At 33.3% G+C, this 20,710-nt stretch carries 18 protein-coding genes; 13 read left to right on the forward strand and 5 right to left on the reverse strand.

What is annotated here, in order from left to right; genetic code table 11:
- Nucleotides 1-21: 21 nt before the first annotated feature.
- The 3 genes from CD036_RS07905 to CD036_RS07915 all read right to left on the reverse strand — a co-directional run bounded on the left by CD036_RS07905 (nt 22) and on the right by CD036_RS07915 (nt 3,043).
- Nucleotides 22-1,401 carry an aldehyde dehydrogenase gene (locus CD036_RS07905; protein WP_002509147.1) on the reverse strand — a complete coding sequence of 460 codons (1,380 nt, stop codon included), beginning with the start codon at nt 1,399-1,401 and terminating at the stop codon, nt 22-24.
- 108 nt (nt 1,402-1,509) lie between these two features.
- Nucleotides 1,510-2,436 (reverse strand): manganese-dependent inorganic pyrophosphatase, encoded by a 927-nt coding sequence (locus CD036_RS07910; RefSeq protein WP_002509148.1) that lies wholly within the window; start codon nt 2,434-2,436, stop codon nt 1,510-1,512.
- 46 nt (nt 2,437-2,482) lie between these two features.
- Entirely contained in the window at nt 2,483-3,043 is a 561-nt protein-coding gene (locus CD036_RS07915; protein ID WP_002509149.1) for a cysteine hydrolase family protein, read from the reverse strand.
- Between the two features lie 147 nt (nt 3,044-3,190).
- On the opposite strand from CD036_RS07915, the gene CD036_RS07920 reads away from it, so the two are divergent.
- Nucleotides 3,191-4,279, forward strand: a complete 1,089-nt coding sequence (locus CD036_RS07920; protein ID WP_002509150.1) for a glycosyl hydrolase family 28-related protein — start codon at nt 3,191-3,193, stop codon at nt 4,277-4,279.
- Between the two features lie 114 nt (nt 4,280-4,393).
- A complete protein-coding gene (locus CD036_RS07925; protein ID WP_103388391.1) occupies nt 4,394-5,956 on the forward strand; it encodes an SLC13 family permease in 1,563 nt (520 codons plus the stop codon).
- Nucleotides 5,957-6,318: 362 nt separating this feature from the next.
- On the opposite strand, the gene CD036_RS07930 is transcribed toward CD036_RS07925, so the two are convergent.
- Nucleotides 6,319-7,122: a prephenate dehydratase gene (locus CD036_RS07930; protein ID WP_103388392.1), complete on the reverse strand. Its 804-nt coding sequence runs from the start codon at nt 7,120-7,122 to the stop codon at nt 6,319-6,321.
- A 29-nt stretch (nt 7,123-7,151) separates the two neighbouring features.
- Complete coding sequence (locus CD036_RS07935) at nt 7,152-8,216, reverse strand: nitric oxide synthase oxygenase (RefSeq protein ID WP_002509153.1); 1,065 nt, start codon at nt 8,214-8,216, stop codon at nt 7,152-7,154.
- 173 nt (nt 8,217-8,389) lie between these two features.
- Here CD036_RS07935 and CD036_RS07940 point away from each other — a divergent pair, with 173 nt between their 5' ends.
- The 11 genes from CD036_RS07940 to CD036_RS07990 all read left to right on the forward strand — a co-directional run bounded on the left by CD036_RS07940 (nt 8,390) and on the right by CD036_RS07990 (nt 20,554).
- Nucleotides 8,390-9,859 carry a nicotinate phosphoribosyltransferase gene (locus CD036_RS07940; protein ID WP_002509154.1) on the forward strand — a complete coding sequence of 490 codons (1,470 nt, stop codon included), beginning with the start codon at nt 8,390-8,392 and terminating at the stop codon, nt 9,857-9,859.
- Nucleotides 9,852-10,697, forward strand: a complete 846-nt coding sequence (nadE, locus tag CD036_RS07945) for an NAD(+) synthase (RefSeq protein ID WP_002509155.1) — start codon at nt 9,852-9,854, stop codon at nt 10,695-10,697. Before CD036_RS07940 ends, nadE begins: the two co-directional genes overlap by 8 nt.
- A 51-nt stretch (nt 10,698-10,748) precedes the next feature.
- On the forward strand, nt 10,749-11,327 hold the full coding sequence (locus tag CD036_RS07950; RefSeq protein ID WP_103388393.1) for a DUF2179 domain-containing protein: 579 nt from the start codon (nt 10,749-10,751) through the stop codon (nt 11,325-11,327).
- The gene (locus tag CD036_RS07955; protein ID WP_002509157.1) at nt 11,324-11,509 is read left to right on the forward strand and encodes an NETI motif-containing protein; all 186 of its coding nucleotides are present in this window, start codon (nt 11,324-11,326) and stop codon (nt 11,507-11,509) included. The genes CD036_RS07950 and CD036_RS07955 overlap by 4 nt, the downstream gene beginning before the upstream one ends.
- A 208-nt stretch (nt 11,510-11,717) precedes the next feature.
- A complete protein-coding gene (gene purB, locus CD036_RS07960) occupies nt 11,718-13,013 on the forward strand; it encodes an adenylosuccinate lyase (protein WP_021459038.1) in 1,296 nt (431 codons plus the stop codon).
- A 117-nt stretch (nt 13,014-13,130) separates the two neighbouring features.
- Nucleotides 13,131-13,433, forward strand: coding sequence for a YerC/YecD family TrpR-related protein (locus CD036_RS07965; protein ID WP_002509159.1), 303 nt, complete (start codon nt 13,131-13,133; stop codon nt 13,431-13,433).
- A 176-nt stretch (nt 13,434-13,609) separates the two neighbouring features.
- Nucleotides 13,610-14,287 carry a M15 family metallopeptidase gene (locus tag CD036_RS07970; protein WP_002509160.1) on the forward strand — a complete coding sequence of 226 codons (678 nt, stop codon included), beginning with the start codon at nt 13,610-13,612 and terminating at the stop codon, nt 14,285-14,287.
- Between the two features lie 141 nt (nt 14,288-14,428).
- A complete protein-coding gene (pcrB, locus tag CD036_RS07975) occupies nt 14,429-15,121 on the forward strand; it encodes a heptaprenylglyceryl phosphate synthase (RefSeq protein WP_002509161.1) in 693 nt (230 codons plus the stop codon).
- Entirely contained in the window at nt 15,118-17,316 is a 2,199-nt protein-coding gene (gene pcrA, locus CD036_RS07980; protein WP_002509162.1) for a DNA helicase PcrA, read from the forward strand. Before pcrB ends, pcrA begins: the two co-directional genes overlap by 4 nt.
- A gap of 4 nt (nt 17,317-17,320) precedes the next feature.
- Nucleotides 17,321-19,327 carry an NAD-dependent DNA ligase LigA gene (ligA, locus tag CD036_RS07985; protein WP_021459036.1) on the forward strand — a complete coding sequence of 669 codons (2,007 nt, stop codon included), beginning with the start codon at nt 17,321-17,323 and terminating at the stop codon, nt 19,325-19,327.
- 12 nt (nt 19,328-19,339) lie between these two features.
- Nucleotides 19,340-20,554, forward strand: coding sequence for a CamS family sex pheromone protein (locus tag CD036_RS07990; RefSeq protein WP_103388394.1), 1,215 nt, complete (start codon nt 19,340-19,342; stop codon nt 20,552-20,554).
- Nucleotides 20,555-20,710: the final 156 nt, after the last annotated feature.

Genomic DNA, 20,710 nt, shown 5'->3' on the forward strand with positions numbered 1-20,710 from the left:
ATCCCAACCTCTTTTTAATCGTTAGTTATTGAAAAATGTTTTGATATATTTGAATTTACCTTTATAAGGTGGGAAGACAAGACTTGATTCTAAACGAGTTGTTTTGAAAATATAAGATTTTGCATGACTGAAAGTATCAAAACTGTATTTACCGTGGTATTGACCAATACCCGAAAGTCCTACACCGCCGAATGGTAAATTAGGATTGGCTAAATGCATAATAGTATCATTGATGGCACCACCACCGAAAGATAATTCATTTAAAATACGTTCTGTAGTATTTTCATCTTCACTAAATAGATATAAACTCAATGGTTTAGGTTTACTTTGTAAAGTGTTAATAATTTCATCAAAATCATCGTAAGCAATAATAGGTAAGATAGGCCCAAAAATTTCGTCTTTCATAATTGTAGAATCAAATGTAATATTATCTAAAATAGTAGGGCTAATGTAGTTCTCATTTTGATCGGTATCACCACCGAAAACAATTTCATTTTGGTGTGATTCAAGTAATTGTTGTAATCGCGTAAAATGTTTAGCGCTAACAATTCTACCGAAATCAGGCGATGATTGGATTTGTGTACCATAAAACTCTTTAATTGTAGTTTTAATAGCTTTAATAAGATCTGCTTTTACCTTTTGATTGACTAAAATAAAGTCTGGTGCAACGCAAGTTTGGCCAGCATTAATAAATTTACCAAAACAAATACGTTCGCTGGCAACTTTAATATTGGCTGTGTCGTCAACTATAACTGGAGATTTTCCTCCTAATTCTAACGTTACTGGTGTTAAATTTTTGCTCGCCGCTTGATAAATGGAACGACCAACGTGTTCACTACCAGTGAAGAATATATAGTCGAAAGGTAATGCTACTAGTTGTTTTGTTACTTCTGCATCACCTTCAATAATGCTAATGTAAGCTGAATCAAATGTAGATTCAATAATATTTTTGACGACGTGTGAGACATTAGGTGTGAGTTCTGAAGGCTTCAAAATAACCGTATTACCAGCAGCTATAGCACCAATCAATGGCTCTATCAATAACTGAAATGGGTAATTGAAAGGTCCGATAATGAGTACCGTACCGTATGGTTCTTTCATTATATAGCTTTTAGTTGGAAACATGTGAAGCGGAGTATTTACTTGTTTACGTTTAGCCCAATTTTTAAGTTCTTTTCGTGCTAATTTTAAATTTTTTAGGACAAAACCAATTTCAGACGCATAAGCTTCGACTTTATTCTTTCCTAAATCTTGTTGAAAAGCGTGTAACAAGTCATCTTCGTGCGCTTTAATACTTTTACTAAGCGCCTTTAATTGTCTTTTTCTGAATTTAAGATCTTTTGTAACATGTGACTTAAAGTATTGTTTACTTTGGTTGAAAACAGTGTCGAACTGATTCAAACTAATTCCTCCTTTAAGTGTGTAAATGTATAACAGTATTATGTGAGAAAAAACTGGAACATAGTTATGTTCCAGTTTAATGTATATAAAATTAAATAGTAAAGGATATTAGCTTAATACTTCAGTAATTTGAGGTACAACTTGTTTCTTTCTAGAAACAACACCTGGTAAGAATGCTGTACCGTTTTCTAATTGTACATTAAATGCTTCGCCAACTTTATCTTTGTTGTCACCGATAACTAAGATTTTTGAATTACTGTTGATAATATCTGTCACTAATAAAACAAATAAATCATAATTTTGTTCTGTGTTTGCTGCTAACATTGCTGTAGCTAATTCATCGTGACGTTCAAAAACTTCGTCAATATCAACCGTGTTTACTTGTCCAATACGAGTTACATAGTCACCCATGTTGAATGATTTAGCATCTAATGATAATAAGTCCACTGCACTTTTATCTACTGTAGATGCACCAGCTTTTAACATTTCAAGGCCATATACTTCTAAATCAACATTTGCAATTGCTTTTAAAGCTTCAGCAGCAGCAACGTCTTCTTCAGTACATGTAGGTGATTTGAATAGTAAGCTATCTGAAATAATTGCAGAAATCATTAAACCAGCAATTTCAGGTTTGATTTCGAAACCTCTTTCTTTATACATTTTGTATAAAATAGTTGCTGTACAACCTACTGGTTCAGCGCGATAATAAAGTGGCGCAGCAGTTTCGAAGTTTGCAATTCTGTGATGATCAATAACATGTTGTACCGTAGCGTTTGCTATCGAATCCGCACTTTGTTGGAATTCGTTATGGTCAACCAATATTACATTTTGATCTGTTAAATCATCATTTAAAAGGTCTGGTGCTGTAATGTTGAAATAATCTAAAGCATGTTGTGTTTCTGGTCCGACTTCGCCTAAGCGGAAGGCTTGAGCATCTGTATTACCAGTTTGTTTTTCAAAGTCTGCCATGATGATTGCTGATGAAATTGCATCCGTATCTGGATTTTTGTGTCCGAAAATATAAGTTTTAGCCATAATTCAATTCTCCTTAAATAAATATTTAATATTATTCTAGCATGATTTATGCTTGATGTTCTACTTCAGCACCTAACGAATTTTTAAAATGTTCTAAAGCCCAACTATGACCTGTTTGGTTGAATGAAGCTACACCTCGTGCTGAAATTGCTATTTTGTAACCTAAATTATATGCTGAAATTGCAGTATGTAATACACAAATGTCAGTACATACGCCAACGATTTCTAAACGTTTAACACCACGTTCGCGTAACAGTAACTCTAATGGTGTGCCACAAAAAGAATCATAACGTGTTTTATCAATAAAATGGACATGATCATTGTATTGAATGTTTTGATAAATATCATTGACTTTACCATATAATTGTCTTCCTGACGTTCCCAATATGTTATGTGGGGGGAAGAGTTTGTTTTCTGGATGGTTATAATCGTCTTCGTGATGCAAATCCATCATAAAAAAAATAGGGCATTTATGACTATTGTAATCATCGATACGTCGTACGATGTAAGATTCAATCCTTTGTCCAGGTTTTCCACATGTAAGTTTCCCATTGTCAGCAACAAAATCATTAGAATAATCTACAACAATTAAGGCACTATTTTTCATAAATCTCTCCACACTCCAACTTTATTAATAAGTTATACCAAAAGTATATGTGTTAGCATAACTTAAAAAAGCAAATTAATCGAGTTTAAATATTTTATATTTTGTTAATTACTAACTATCAACACACATAGTGGAAAGGAAAAAATTATGCAAATAAACGCACAAGATTTTGGCTTAGTGGGACGCAATAAACGTAAAGACACACGAGCGATTCAACAAGCATTAAACGTCGCTAAAAAATATCCCCATACTACAGTGTTCATACCTAAAGGTGAATATCATATAAGAAAAGCATTGGTCATCTATGGCAATACTACAGTTATAATGGATAACCAATGTGTGTTAAAACGATGTGGCAGAGATGCTTTAATTAAAAATGGGAAAAAACCTCGAGTGTATTATGGATATAATGGCAACAGTCATATTACTATTCGTGGTGGTGTCCTAGATATGAATGGTATACAGTACCCGTATTATAATACAGCGCTATGTATAGGACACGCACGTGAAATTTTAATTGAAGAAGTGACATTTAAAGACGTGGTAGGAGGGCATTGTATTGATGCATGCGGCTTAAATGGTGTGCATATTAATAAATGCAACTTTTTAGGGTTTAATGACCCTAAAAATAAACGCCAATTTTCTGAAGCGGTGCAAATTGATATGCAAGTGAAAGGTGCTTTTCCGAAATTTGGAGCAACAGATGGAACTACGACGCAAAATATGATTATTGAAAATTGTTATTTTGGTTCGTCTGACACGCCAGGCATGAAAGCGTGGAATCGTGCTATTGGTTCGCATGCAAGTCGTTTTGACCAATACTATACAAATATTCATATTAGACGTAATACTTTCAATAACATGCACTATTATGCATTAACCCCGTTAAAATCATACAACATTTATATTTATGATAATTTATTTCAACAGTGTGCAGGTGGGATTCGCTATCTAGCTGTTAAGGAAGGCAATATACATGCCCAAGACTTACAAGGACGGATGAGTAAAACACAGGCTGGAAATAACTTAAACATTTATCGCAATCGTTTTGAAGGTCAAATGGCGTATGATGCAGTGCATATTAGGAGTTATGATAACATAAGACATTCTAATGTTGTCATTGCTAACAATAACTTCACCCATGATTCACAATCATTACATCTTGAGGATATTGAGCATTTAATATTAACACAATATGATAAGGTCAAATTAAAAACAATAAATGTTATTAAGTAAAAGCATAAACTATAAAAATGTTTTTAGAATTTATATATATAAGTAGGTTATAATGTGATACAATCCAATTGTTATTATTGAGAATATTCAGATAATAACAAGGGGGATTATAAAATGAAACAAAATAATACTAGTAATGTGAGATCCTCGTATTATTTAACGTTCTTTTCAAAAAAGGATAAAAATCAGTCTTATAATACGGGGCAATTAGTTGGCTTAATAGTAGGGCCGTTATTATTTGTGCTAACACTACTATTTTTCCATTCAGACTCATTATCTACACAAGGTACTTTTGTGTTAGGTATTACGCTATGGATTGCTGTATGGTGGATTACTGAAGCAATTCCAATAGCAGCAACGAGTTTGTTGCCGTTAATTTTACTACCTCTGGGTCATGTCTTATCACCTGAAGAAGTGTCAGCACAATATGGTAATGATATTATCTTCTTGTTTTTAGGTGGTTTTATATTGGCGATAGCTATGGAGCGTTGGAATTTACATACTCGTGTAGCATTAAATATCATTAATTATCTAGGAACAAGTACGGGACGAATTTTATTAGGTTTTATGATAGCAACTGGTTTTTTATCCATGTTTGTATCTAACACCGCAGCAGTGATGATTATGATACCAATTGGTTTAGCTATTATTAAAGAAGCGCATGAACTAAAAAGTAGTAAAACGAGTACAGAGAGTTTAAATAAATTTGAGCAATCTTTAGTATTAGCAATTGGATATGCAGGTACTATAGGTGGTTTAGGTACACTTATAGGAACACCGCCATTAATCATTTTAAAGGGGCAGTATCAATCTGCATTTGGTGAAGAAATTAGTTTTGCTAAATGGATGATTATTGGAGTGCCAACAGTTTTTATATTATTATTTATTGCATGGTTTTATTTAAAAAATTTAGCTTTCAAACATGATATGAAAGAATTACCTGGCGGACATGAAATTATTAAACAAAAGTTAGATGAGCTAGGGAAAATGAAGTACGAAGAAAAAGTTGTGCAAATTGTGTTTATGTTGGCGAGTTTTTTATGGATTACGAGAGAGTTTTTATTAAAAAATTGGTCTGTAACTTCAGAGATTGCTGATGGTACGATTGCGATTTTTATTGCGGTGTTATTATTCCTAATTCCTGCTAAAAATAAAGAACAACATAAACGTATCATTGATTGGAATGTGGCAAAGGACTTACCTTGGGGCGTATTAATACTATTTGGTGGTGGTTTAGCACTCGCAAAAGGTATTGCCTCAAGTGGTTTAGCTGCATGGTTAGGTGATCAGTTGAAGTTAATCCAAGGAGTGAGTCCACTCATTATCGTTATCGTAATAACATTGTTTGTACTATTCTTAACTGAAATTACTTCTAATACTGCAACAGCAACGATGATATTACCTATATTAGCTACGTTGTCGGTAGCGGTTGAAGTTAACCCATTATTGTTAATGGTACCTGCAGCAATGGCAGCGAACTGTGCTTATATGTTACCTGTAGGAACACCACCGAATGCGATTGTCTTTGGTACTGGAAAGATATCAATTAAAAGAATGGCATCCGTAGGTTTTTGGGTCAATTTAATCAGTGCATTAATTATTATTTTAGTAGTGTATTTTGTGATGCCATATGTGCTTGGTGTAGATCTCACGCAACCAATGCCACTAAAAGATTAATAGTAATGCATAGTACAAAAGTTTAGAAATATTATTATATTTAGCTAGTAATAGCATTAAGCAACAGAAAATAAGAGGATTAATCCTAAACATGGATTTGTCCTCTTAGACTGTCGATAAAGCTTCCGACTTTGTTGGCAGTTTTTTTGTGCACGCTTTCCGCGGGCGTCAGCACGTTACAAAACCGATACAAATTATATTTTATTAGTCAAAATAGGGCTCTTCGAAAACCAACAAATAGTAATAAAGAATTATAGATGTGAATATTTTATAAAACTAATAAAACGTCAATTTCTATATCGTATCAATAGAAATTGACGTTTATTTTTTAGTCAGAGCTTTTTATGTACTGGACTCTTTGTTTAATTGATTTTATTGAAAGAACCGATAAGTTTAGTATGGAAATCTAAAGTGTTTAATATGGTAATCACTTTGTTTAAATTTTCATTCATCGAACTATCAGCTTGAACGAAGAAGTGATACATACCTAGTTGTGTTTTTAAAGGTCTTGATTCGATCCACGATAAGTTGATGTCAAATAGAGCAAAAGTATTTAAGATGCTAGCTAATAAACCAGGCTTATCATGCTTTGGAGTTATTAATAATATGGTATCTGAAGCATTAGTTGTATGTTGTGCTTGGTTACTTACGACTAAAAAGCGTGTAACGTTATGTGGGTAATCTTGGATATTTTGCATTAATGGTGAATATCCATGTGCTTCGCCACTGCCTAAAGGAGCAATCGCTCCTACGGTAGGAGTGATTTTTTCTAAACTTTTGACAGTACTATCCACATAATCGTATTGATAGCCCTGTTTTTGAATAAATTGACTCGTTTGACTAATAGCTGGCGCTATGGAATAAACCTTTTCGATATTTGTAACAGAGCTCTCTTGGTCACCGTATAATGCGAATTGAATGTCTAAGTGAATTTCACCTTGGGCATAAATGTTTTGTTGTGTCAGTGCATCGGCAACTATATTAATAGTACCTTCAATTGAATTTTCAATAGGAACTACTGCGACGCTATTACTATCGAGAGAGACAGCATTTACAACTTCATAGAGGTTTGCTTTAGGAATATAAGTCATTTCTTGTTCTGATTTGTATTGTAGAGCTGCTAAATATGAAAATGTCCCTTTAGGCCCTAAATAATATAATTTCATAGTTTGATCTCCTTAACTTTATGCATACTTTAGTGGAACGGACAGCCCCGTTTTTCTTGCTGCTTATAATGAAAATTTGGATCATTCATAATGTTTGGATAGCCATGGTGATAGTTTGATACTAATGTAGGCGATAATGACGGCACTAGCCATGACCATTTTCCAGTTACATCTCGCTTGTTTTGATATTCGTTTTGTTCAAACAAGGAGAATTGTTTAGAAGCAGTATGATGATCCACAATAGATACACCAGCTTGCTTAAATGAATGATATACTGCGTGATTCAATTCGACTAAAGTACGATCTTTATTGAACGAATTATTTTTAAGTGTATCAAATTCAAGCGCTTCTGCAACAGATTCTAATAAATTATAGCGATAACTATCAGTAAAATTACGGACTGCAATTTCATTAACCATATACCAGCCGTTGAATGGTGCAGTTGGATACGTAATTCCACCAATCTTCAAATCCATGTTTGAAATGATAGGTACTGCATACCATTTTAATGCTAATGACTTGAGTTTCGGATACTGATCATGAGTTATTGCAACTTCTTTAATAATTTCAGACGGATATTCATAATAAGTTACTGGTTGATTTGGCATTGCATAAATTAGAGGTAAGACATCAAAATTTGTATTATTGCCTTGCCATCCCAATTGCTGAGCTAAAGCGGTCACTTGCTTTTCTGCTGGATCACCATAATCATCGTAACCAGCATAGCGAATAAGTTGATTGTTGAAAATTTTAGGTGGGTGCTCAGGATGATAGATTGTAATAAAAGGTTTGATTTTACCGTTATTTGTAGCTTCATTAATATGATGATTGATAGAAGCGATAAAAGTGTCTTCATCATCGACATCTCTAGCATCTTGAACTGTCAAAGTATTCCAGAAAAAACGTCCAATACAACGGTTAGAATTACGCCAAGCCATTTTTGCGCCGTAACTTAATTCCTCATACGTATGTGTATAGGAGCCTGTGTCAGTTATTTCTGCGGAGATTGCTGTTAAACGTTCGTTTAAGCTTTGATTATCATAATTTAACTCTGAGTACATCTGAGTAATAAAATTCTTGGCTTCTGTTAACATTTTTTAACACCTCAAAATTAAGTATAATTGATTTTGCTAAAAGGTATTGAGATAAATTAAAAAATGTCACTAATTTGTCGATTGAATGGTCATAAAACACACAAATTTTAAAAATGCTATATATCAATGATTTATGATAAACTAAGAAAAAAGGTTGATTGGAGAGATAATCTGTGCAGCAATTTGAGGATGATACGCTTACATTACATAATGATTTATACCAAATAAATATGGCAGAAACATATTGGCATGATGGTATTCATGAACGTAAAGCAGTGTTTGATTTGTATTTTAGAAGTATGCCTTTTAATAGTGGATATGCAGTATTCAATGGTTTAAAACGAGCTATAGAATATATTAAAAATTTTAAATTTTCCGAGTCTGATATTGAATACTTAAAATCTATAGGCTACCAAGAAGATTTTTTAGCATATTTACAAGAACTTAAATTTACTGGTAACATCCGTTCAATGCAAGAGGGAGAATTATGTTTTGGTAATGAACCATTAATGCGAGTAGAAGCGCCATTGATTCAAGCGCAATTAATAGAAACAATGCTCTTGAATATAGTTAATTTCCATACTTTGATTGCGACTAAAGCAAGTCGTATTCGTCAAGTTGCAAATGATGATGTATTAATGGAATTTGGTACGCGCAGAGCACAGGAAGCAGATGCAGCAGTTTGGGGAGCTCGTGCTGCATATATTGGTGGCTTTAATTCAACAAGTAACGTACGTTCAGGAAAATTATTTGATATTCCAGTGTCAGGAACACATGCACATGCAATGGTGCAAACATACGGAGACGAATATATTGCTTTTAAAAAGTATGCTGAACGCCATAAAGACTGCGTATTTTTAGTGGATACGTTCCACACTTTAAAATCAGGGGTACCAAATGCAATCAAAGTTGCAAAAGAATTAGGTGATCAAATTAATTTTGTAGGTATCCGATTGGATTCTGGTGATATAGCATATTTATCAAAAGAAGCACGTAGAATGTTAGATGAAGCTGGCTTTACAGATGCTAAAATCATAGTCTCTAACGACCTAGATGAACAAACGATAACAAGTTTAAAATCACAAGGTGCTAAAGTTGATTCGTGGGGAGTAGGGACGAAATTAATTACTGGTTATGATCAACCTGCCTTAGGTGCTGTATATAAATTAGTGGCTATAGAAGATGCAGATGGTAATTACGTAGATCGTATCAAATTATCAAATAATGCTGAAAAAGTAACCACACCGGGTAAAAAGAATGTGTACCGTATTATTAATAAAAAGACGAATAAAGCTGAAGGTGATTATATTACCTTGTCTCATGAAGATCCTAATGCAGAATCACCGTTGAAATTATTCCATCCTGTTCATACGTACAAAATGAAATTTATAAAGTCCTTTGTTGCTAAAGATTTACATCATGATATTTTTGAAAACGGGAAGTTGGTTTATGATGTACCTACAGAAAGAGAAGCACAGCTCTATTTGAAAGATTGTTTATCTCATCTATGGGAAGAAAATAAACGTTATTTAAATCCACAAGAATATCCTGTAGATTTAAGCACTGCATGTTGGGAAAATAAACATAAACGTATATTTGAAGTTGCAGAACATGTGAAGGAGATGGAGGAAGAAAATGAGTAATTTACAAGATATTGTCGTCAACGAAATGAAAGTGAAGCCAGAAATTGATAGTGAACTGGAAACACGAAATATCATTCAATTTATTAAAAATTACGTACAATCACATGGATTCATTAAATCACTTGTATTAGGGATTTCTGGTGGACAAGATTCAACCTTAACTGGAAAATTAGTACAAATAGCTGTAGAAGAGTTAAGAAATGAAAACAGAGAATGTAAATTTATAGCTGTAAAATTACCATATGGGCAACAACAAGATGCTGCTGAAGTTGAAGATGCTTTGAAGTTTATAGCACCTGATGAAATCGTAACAGTAAATATTAAACCGGCTGTTGATCAAAGTATTGCGTCATTAGAAGAGGCCGGCATTCAGTTAACAGATTTTCAAAAAGGAAACGAAAAAGCACGTGAACGAATGAAAGTACAGTTTTCTATAGCTTCAAATCAATCAGGCATTGTTGTAGGAACTGATCATTCTGCAGAGAATGTCACAGGATTTTATACTAAATATGGTGATGGAGCAGCAGATATAGCACCTATATTTGGTTTGAATAAAAGACAAGGAAAGCAATTATTAGTCTATTTAAATACACCTGAACATCTCTACAATAAAATCCCTACCGCTGATTTAGAAGACGACAAACCACAATTACCAGATGAAGCGGCATTAGGTGTTACGTATGAACACATCGATGATTATTTAGAAAACAAAAAAGTGCCAGATGAAGCCCAAAATATAATTGAAAATCACTATATCAACAATGCACATAAAAGGGAATTAGCCTATACACGTTATAGTTGGCCTAAAAACCCACAATTTTATAGTGACAAATTTTAATGCTACTGATACACTAATTTAGATTTAAAGTATTGAAAGAAGGAGTAAGTCATGTCAGTTATTGCATCAAATCCGTGGCTCATGGTATTAGCGATATTTATAATTAACGTAGCGTATGTAACATGTCTAACAATGCGAACGATATTAACGTTAAAAGGCTATCGATATGTCGCGGCAATAGTAAGTTTTGTCGAAGTACTTGTTTACGTTGTTGGTTTAGGACTAGTGATGTCTAGTCTAGATCAAATACAAAATATTGTTGCTTATGCCTTTGGTTTCTCTATCGGTATTATTGTAGGTATGAAAATAGAAGAAAAATTAGCGTTAGGTTATACAGTTATTAACGTTACATCATCTGCATATGAATTAGATTTACCAAAACAATTAAGAGATTTAGGTTATGGTGTTACACACTATACTGCATATGGTCGTGATGGTAATAGACTGATTATGCAAATATTAACACCGCGAAGATTTGAATTTAAGTTAATAGAGACCATTAAACAAATTGATGACAAAGCCTTTATTGTAGCTTATGAACCAAGAACGATTCACGGTGGTTTTTGGGCTAAAGGTCTTAAAACTAAAAAACTTAAACAATATGATACAGATGAAGTGGAAAGTATATGAAAAAACAACAAAAATTTACAGTTGAAGAACATGAAACAATAGAACAATGTTTGCAACGTATAAGAGAAGCAGGCTATATGCCTGTTAAACGTATAGAAAAACCTGTCTACAAAGAAAATAAAGATGGCAGTGTAGAAGTATTAAAGCAAAACATCGAATTTGTAGGTAAAAAAATAGAATAATTAAGCAATGGTTGAGTTAAAGTTATAGAAAAGCTACTCAACCATTTTGTTTTTAAATGTACACTTAAAAACCTTATACTTTTTAAGTTGATTCTGTTAAACTATAGTTGAAGGTACTAAACACGAACTTTATACGAAAACATTTTGATAATGTACATGTTTTGGAGTTTGTTACATAAAATCTTATAGATGATAGGAGTTTAATGAAATGATAGAACGTTATTCAAGAGAAGAGATGTCAAATATTTGGACAGACCAAAATCGTTATGAGGCTTGGTTAGAGGTTGAAATTTTAGCTTGTGAAGCTTGGAGTAAACTAGGTCATATACCAGAAGAAGATGTTAAAAAAATTCGTGACAATGCACAAGTAAATGTTGAACGTGCACAAGAAATAGAACAAGAGACACGTCACGATGTTGTTGCTTTTACAAGACAAGTTTCTGAAACACTTGGTGAAGAACGTAAATGGGTACACTATGGTTTAACATCTACAGATGTAGTAGATACTGCATTAAGTTATGTCATCAAACAAGCAAATGATATCATCGAACAAGATTTAGAACGTTTTATTGAAGTTTTAGCACGTAAAGCAAAAGACTATAAATATACTTTAATGATGGGTCGTACACACGGCGTACATGCTGAACCGACAACATTCGGCGTGAAAATGGCATTGTGGTATACAGAAATGCAACGTAATCTTGAAAGATTTAAGCGTGTAAGAGAAGAAATTGAAGTCGGTAAAATGAGTGGTGCAGTTGGTACTTTTGCGAATATTCCACCAGAAATTGAAGCACATGTTTGTGAACGTCTTGGCATTGGTGCAGCACCAGTTTCAACACAAACGTTACAACGTGATAGACATGCATATTATATTGCTACACTAGCATTAATAGCAAGTTCAATGGAAAAATTTGCAGTAGAAATTCGTAATTTACAAAAAACTGAAACACGTGAAGTGGAAGAAGCATTTGCAAAAGGTCAGAAAGGTTCATCAGCAATGCCACACAAACGTAACCCAATCGGTTCTGAAAATATTACAGGTTTATCTCGTGTTATTAGAGGCTACATTACTACAGCATATGAAAATATCCCATTATGGCACGAAAGAGATATTTCACATTCTTCTGCAGAACGTATTATGTTACCAGATGTAACGATTGCATTAGATTATGCTTTAAATAGATTTACTAATATCGTAGATCGTCTGACAATTTATGAAGATAATATGAAAGCAAATATAGATAAAACGTACGGTTTAATTTTCTCACAACGTGTGCTATTATCGTTGATAAATAAAGGTATGGTACGTGAAGAAGCCTATGATAAAGTTCAACCTAAAGCTATGGAATCATGGGAAACGAAAACACCATTTAGAACATTAGTTGAACAAGATGATACAATCACGTCACTTTTATCTACTGAAGAACTTGATGAGTGTTTTAATCCGGAACATCATTTAAACCAAGTTGATACAATTTTTGAACGTGCAGGATTAGTTTAAAATAGCGTGATTACAGCGTCTTATAAAGAATTTCAATTTTTTAAGGGAAATTACTACATTTTAATGCGTTAGTACGTTAAAATGAGATTAAATTGAAATGTACAGGGGTTGTTTTATATGCAAATTGAAAAATTAAGAGGACAAGCGTTAGACGAATTATTTGATGCAATATTAACGCTTGAAACACGCGAAGAATGTTATCAATTTTTTGATGATTTATGCACAGTTAACGAGTTGCAATCATTGTCTCAAAGATTACAAGTGGCAAAAATGATTAAACAAGGATTTACTTATGCTACGATTGAACAAGAATCCGGCGCATCGACAGCGACAATTTCAAGAGTAAAACGATCATTACAATGGGGCAATGACGCCTACACTATGATTTTAGATAGAATGAATATTGAAACTGCAGATTAGTATAACTGAATTATGTGAAGATGTTTCTGTTTGGTCACTTTAATAGTATACAGACAGTTACTAATGCAACCTCAAAGAGTCAACAACGAAATGTTGACTCTTTTTGTAGTGTCATAATATAATCTGTAGCTGAATAAAAAGCATAAATGAACTAGATCGTGCAAGGGGGATAATAAGTGAAGAAAAAAACTTTTAGTCTCGTGTTAGTTATTTTGATAGTTAGTTTCACAGTGTTTATTGTGCAATTATTTATTACTGTTAGTAGTAATAAGAGTAATCAATATACTGCTTATGTTAAGCCAGAAAATGCATTGCCAATCTTAACAACTGAAGACGGAGTAACTAAAGTAAATGGACACGTTTTAGTTAATGAACAATATAGTTTGCCGGAAACTTATAACCCAGGTGAAAGTAAACATGCACGTCGTCAGTTAAATAAATTGTTAGCACAAGCTGAAAAAGAAGAAATTGATTTAAAATATAGAAGCGGTTTTAGAAGCTACGAAGAACAACAAAAACTCATCAAGCAAGCGATTAAACAAGATGGCCGACAGAAAGCATATGATTATACTGCGAAACCTGGTCATTCTGAACATCAAACAGGACTTGCTTTTGATGTTGGAACAGATGCCCCTTTATCCAATTTTAAGAAAGAATTTGGTCACTCTAAAGAAGGGCGCTGGCTAGCAAAGCATGCTAAACAATATGGATTTATTATACGTTATCCTAAAGGGGAAGAAGATTGGACAGGGTATGAATATGAACCGTGGCATTTAAGATATGTGGGTGACAGTTTAGCTCATACAATACATGAAGAGCAGACTAGCTTAGAAAAATATTATAATTTAAAATAATATGGCATTTAACGACGGTTTTTTATTAAATGCAGCTACAAAATCATCTTAAAATTTAAGGTGATTTTTTGTTGCAATTTTAGAACTCAAATCATAAAAATGCTATAATCAGATGTATGCTATAAGAAGGAGTAACATGCAATGTATAACATTAAAGAATGGCAACATATTTTTAAATTAGACCCAGCAAAAGATATAAGTGATGCGGACTTAGAGTCCATTTGTGAGTCCAATACAGATGCTATAATAATTGGTGGTACTGATAATGTTACTGAAGATAATGTTATTCATTTAATGAGTCGCGTTAGGCGTTACCCATTACCTTTAGTATTAGAAATTTCTAATATAGAAAGTGTAATGCCTGGTTTTGACTTTTATTTTGTGCCGACAGTGCTAAATAGTAACGATGTCACATATCATAATGGGATATTACATGAAGCGTTAAAAACCTATGGACATATGATTGATTTTAATGAAATGGTTTTTGAAGGATATGTGGTGTTAAATTCAGACAGTAAAGTGGCTCGAAAAACACAAGCAACTACGGATTTAACAATTGAAGATGTTGAAGCGTATGCACAAATGATTAACAACATGTATAAATTACCAATCATGTATTTAGAATATAGTGGACAATATGGAGATGTCGAGATTGTACGCAGTGCCGCAGAAATGCTTACTGAAACTCAGTTGTTTTATGGTGGTGGGATAGTTGATTTAGATACTGCAACTGAAATGGCAACGTATGCAGATACAATTATAGTTGGAGACATCATCTATCAAGACATAAAAAAAGCGTTAAAAACAGTGAAAATAAAGGAGTTACATAAATGAATTCGTTAGTAGAGAAAATGAATGATGAACAAAGTTTAGCGGTGAGAACCACAGAAGGTCCATTATTAATCATGGCAGGTGCAGGTTCAGGAAAAACACGTGTGTTAACACACCGAATTGCTTATTTATTAGATGAGAAGGATGTATCACCGTATAACATTTTAGCAATTACATTTACTAATAAGGCTGCCAGAGAGATGAAAGAGCGTGTGGAATCACTTGTCGGGGAACAAGCTGAAGTGATATGGATGTCAACGTTTCACTCGATGTGTGTACGTATATTACGTAGAGATATTGATAGACTTGGTATAGAACGCAATTTTACAATTATTGATCCTACTGATCAAAAGTCAGTAATTAAAGATGTGTTAAAACAAGAAAATATTGATAGTAAAAAATTCGAACCACGCATGTTTATTGGAGCTATTAGCAATTTAAAAAACGAATTAAAAACACCTGAAGATGCACAAAATGAAGCAACAGACTATCATTCACAAATGGTCGCAACTGTTTACAGTGGTTATCAACGTCAATTGTCACGTAATGAAGCGTTGGATTTTGATGACTTAATCATGACAACAATTAAATTGTTTGAACGTGTTCCAGAAGTATTAGAATATTATCAAAATAAATTTCAATATATACATGTGGATGAGTATCAAGATACTAATAAAGCACAGTATACTTTAGTACAACAATTAGCGAGTAAATTTGAAAACTTATGTGTTGTAGGGGACTCAGATCAATCTATTTATGGATGGCGTGGTGCTGATATCCAAAACATTCTATCTTTCGAAGAAGATTACCCACAAGCAACAACAATATTTTTAGAACAAAATTATCGTTCAACTAAAACCATCTTAACAGCTGCGAATGAAGTAATAAAAAACAACTCTGAGCGTAAACCTAAGGGTCTATGGACTGGCAACACTGAAGGTGAAAAAATTCAATACTATGAAGCGACAACTGAACGTGATGAAGCGGAATATGTTGTACGTGAAATAATGAAACAGCAAAAAAAGAATAAAAAGTACAAAGACATGGCGATATTGTATCGTACAAATGCGCAATCACGTGTGCTTGAAGAAACATTTATGAAATCGAACATTCCATATACGATGGTAGGCGGTCAAAAGTTCTATGACCGTAAAGAAATTAAAGACTTATTAAGTTATTTACGAATTGTAGCCAATAGTAATGATGATATTAGTTTACAACGCATTATTAATGTACCTAAAAGAGGTATCGGTCCATCCTCAGTAGATAAAATTGCTAATTATGCACGTCAAAATGACATTAGTATGTTTGATGCATTAGGTGAAGTCGATTTTATCGGCTTATCCAAAAAAGTAACTCAAGAATGTATTACTTTTTATGAATTAATGCAGAACCTCATTAAAGAACAAGAATTTTTAGAAATAAGTGAAATTGTAGAAGAAATTTTACAAAAATCAGGGTATAGAATGATGTTAGAAAAAGAACAAACACTTGAATCTCGTAGTCGCTTAGAAAACATCGATGAATTTATGTCAGTTCCTAAAGATTATGAAAAAAACACCCCTTTAGAAGAACAATCGTTAATTAATTTTTTAACTGATTTATCATTAGTAGCTGATATTGATGAAGCGCAAATTGAAGATGGTGTTACTTTAATGACAATGCACTCTGCGAAAGGTTTAGAATTCCCAATAGTCTTTATAATGGGAATGGAAGAATCTATCTTTCCACACATTAGAGCAATTAAAAGTGATGATGAGCACGAAATGGAAGAAGAGCGCAGAATTTGTTATGTAGCGATTACTCGTGCAGAAGAACAATTATTTATTACCCATGCAACGTCTAGAATGTTGTTTGGACGATCACAGTCAAACTTACCTTCTCGTTTCTTAAGAGAAATCCCAGAAGAATTATTAAATAACACTTCAAGAACGTCTGCACAAAGTCATAAAATTAATACTGCAACTAAAAAACCTGAAAAACGAGGATTTAGTAAAAGTGTTCGTCCTTCTAAAAAACAGGTAAGCACAAATGAATGGCATGTAGGTGACAAAGTGACGCATAAGTCTTGGGGAGAAGGCATGGTTAGTAATGTAACTGAGAAAAATGGTTCAGTTGAATTAGACATTATATTTAAATCCGAAGGTCCTAAAAGATTATTAGCGCAATTCGCACCTATTGAGAAGAAGGGGGAATAACTTCATGAGTCAACAAATTGAACAACGTGTTGAAACGTTACGACAATTATTGAATCAATATAGTTATGAATACTATGTAAAAGATCAACCTTCAGTACCAGATAGTGAATATGATAAGTTGTTACACGAGTTGATTGATATAGAAGCAGCACATCCTGAAATGAAAACTGCAGATTCTCCGACCGTTAGGGTGGGAGGAACTGCACAATCAACGTTTGAAAAAGTAAAACACGATACCCCTATGTTAAGTTTGGGAAATGCTTTTAATGAAGAAGATTTAAGGAAATTTGACCAGCGAATACATGACCAAATAGGCACAGTAGAGTATATGTGTGAATTGAAAATTGATGGGTTAGCAGTGTCATTAAAATATGAAAATGGTGTATTTGTAAAAGGTCTAACTCGTGGCGATGGCACAACGGGTGAAGATATTACAGAGAATTTAAAAACCATTCATGCCATTCCATTAAAAATCAAGAAGCCACTTACATTTGAAGTTCGCGGTGAAGCATATATGCCTAGATCCTCATTTTTAAAATTAAATGAAGAGAAGGCTCAAAACGATGAACAGCCATTTGCTAACCCTCGAAATGCTGCAGCAGGCTCACTAAGACAATTGGATGCACGTTTAGCTGCCAAAAGAAAGCTCAGTGTGTTTTTATATAGTGTAAATAATTTTACGGAATTTGATGCAACTACACAAAGTGGCGCTTTAGATGAATTAGATGAACTTGGTTTTAAAACGAATCAAAAGCGTAAAAAAGTTGGAACTATTGACGAAGTATTGGAATTTATATCTTATTGGACTGAGCAACGTGAATCACTGTCTTACGATATTGATGGCATAGTCATTAAAGTGAACGATATTGAACAACAAGAAGAAATGGGATATACACAAAAATCACCACGGTGGGCAATTGCATATAAGTTTCCTGCTGAAGAAGTAGTTACTCAATTACATGATATTGAATTGAGTATTGGACGTACAGGAGTAGTAACACCAACGGCGATTTTAGAGCCAGTTAGAGTCGCTGGCACAACAGTATCAAGAGCTTCATTACATAACGAAGATTTAATTCATGAAAAAGATATTCGAATTGGTGATAGCGTAGTAATCAAAAAAGCAGGCGATATTATACCAGAGGTCGTATACAGTATTGTCGAAAGGCGTCCTGAAGGTGTTGAAACATATCATATGCCGACACATTGTCCTAGCTGTAATCACGAATTAGTCCGTATTGAAGGAGAAGTTGCGTTAAGGTGCATAAATCCTAAGTGTCAGGCACAATTAGTTGAAGGACTAATACATTTTGTATCTCGCCAAGCTATGAATATTGATGGTCTAGGTACAAAAATTATTCAACAGCTTTATGAAAATAATAAAATTAAAGATGTAGCGGATATTTATTATTTAACTGAGGAAGATTTGTTGCCATTAGAGAGAATGGGGACTAAAAAAGTAAGTAACTTATTATCAGCTATTGAAGCCTCAAAAGAAAATTCACTCGAACAGTTATTGTTTGGTCTAGGTATTAGACATTTAGGTGTAAAAGCCAGTCAAGTGATTGCAGAGAAATACGGTACGATTGATAAATTATTTGATGTTACGGAAGAAGAACTTATTGAAATTCATGATGTAGGTCACAAGCTAGCGCAATCTGTTGTAACGTATTTAGATAACGAAGATATTCGTGCACTCATTAATAAATTAAAAGAAAAACATGTTAATATGGATTTTAAAGGGGTCCGTACAACTAATATAGAAGGACATCCTGACTTTAAAGATAAGACAATTGTGTTAACTGGCAAATTACATCAAATGACTAGAAATGAAGCTGCACAATGGCTAGAGTTACAAGGTGCCAAAGTAACTAACAGTGTAACTAAAAAAACAGATGTCGTTATTGCCGGTGATGATGCAGGATCTAAATTAGCGAAAGCGGAAAAATTCGGTACTACGGTATGGAGTGAAAATGACTTTATCGCAAAACAAAAAGAAATTATGAATTAGAGGAGATAGTGCATGAAACGGACATTATTACTAATCATCTCAGCAATTATCGTATTATCAGCATGTGGCAATTCGGAAGAAAATAAAAAAGACTCAGATAATTCCAATGAGCAAGCAACAGAAAATAAAAAAGGCTCTGTGAAGGAAATAGCGACAGATAAAAATGTACAAGGTAATAATTATAGAACAATTTTGCCATTTAAAGAGAGTCAAGGTCGTGGTTTGCTTCAAGACAATATGGCAAACAGTTACAACGGTGAGGATTTCGAAACAGGCTTATTAGAGTTAAGTAAACAAGTTTTTCCTACAGATGACTACTTATATCAAGATGGCCAATATCTAGATAAAGATACTACTAATGCCTACTTACAGCCGAAATATACTAAAGATGAAATAGACAAAATGGATAAAGATGAACGTGAAGAAAAAAATGCTAATGAAAATTTAGGGTTAAACCCATCACACAAAGGTGAGACGGACCCTGAGAAAATTGCAGAACAATCTCCAGCATATTTATCTAATATTTTAGAACAAGATTATTATGGTAGCGGTGATACAAAAGGTAAAAACATCAAAGGTATGACAATTGGTTTAGCAATGAATGGTACATACTATTATCAAAAAGAAAAAGATGGGGAAACATTCAGTAAAAATCTAGATGATAAAGAAATCAAGAAACAAGGAAAACAAATGGCTAGTGAAATATTAACAAGATTACGTGAAAACAAAGATTTAAAAGATATTCCAATTCATTTTGCCATTTATAAACAATCTGGAAAAGATGCAATCATACCAGGTGAATTCATTGCAGGGACAACTGTAGAAAAAAGTAAAACGAAAATTAACGAGTGGAATGATATTAACCAAGAAACGGTATTATTACCTTCTGATGAAGCAGGAGAATTAGACGACAATTTGAATGAGAACTTTAAACAATTTAATGATAATTTACAGTCATACTTTAGTAATTTCACACAAGCTGTAGGTACAGCTAAGTTTGAAAATAAAAAAATTAAAGAACTTGTTGTCGATTTACCAATAGATTACTATGGTAGAGCTGAGACAATAGGTATTACGCAATATGTAACAGAACAAGCAGATAAATATTTCAAAGATATAGATGAATATGAAATTCATATAAAAGATGGCAACAGTTCGAAAGCTTTAATTAGTAAATCTAAAGATGATGATGAACCACAAGTTCATATTTACAAAAATAGTAATTAGCATATATTCACAATATGCATACAAAAACGAAAGCGCATGTAGTATGTATCATTTCTAGAAGATAGTAATGTCTATGATTGTAAACAAAAGAAAATTGTAAGTTAAATATGTGAGTTTATATTTAAGGGAGTAAGATTGAAGTCAACAATGAACGCG

Source organism: Staphylococcus arlettae (assembly GCF_002902345.1).
Classification (GTDB): Bacteria; Bacillota; Bacilli; order Staphylococcales; family Staphylococcaceae; genus Staphylococcus; species Staphylococcus arlettae.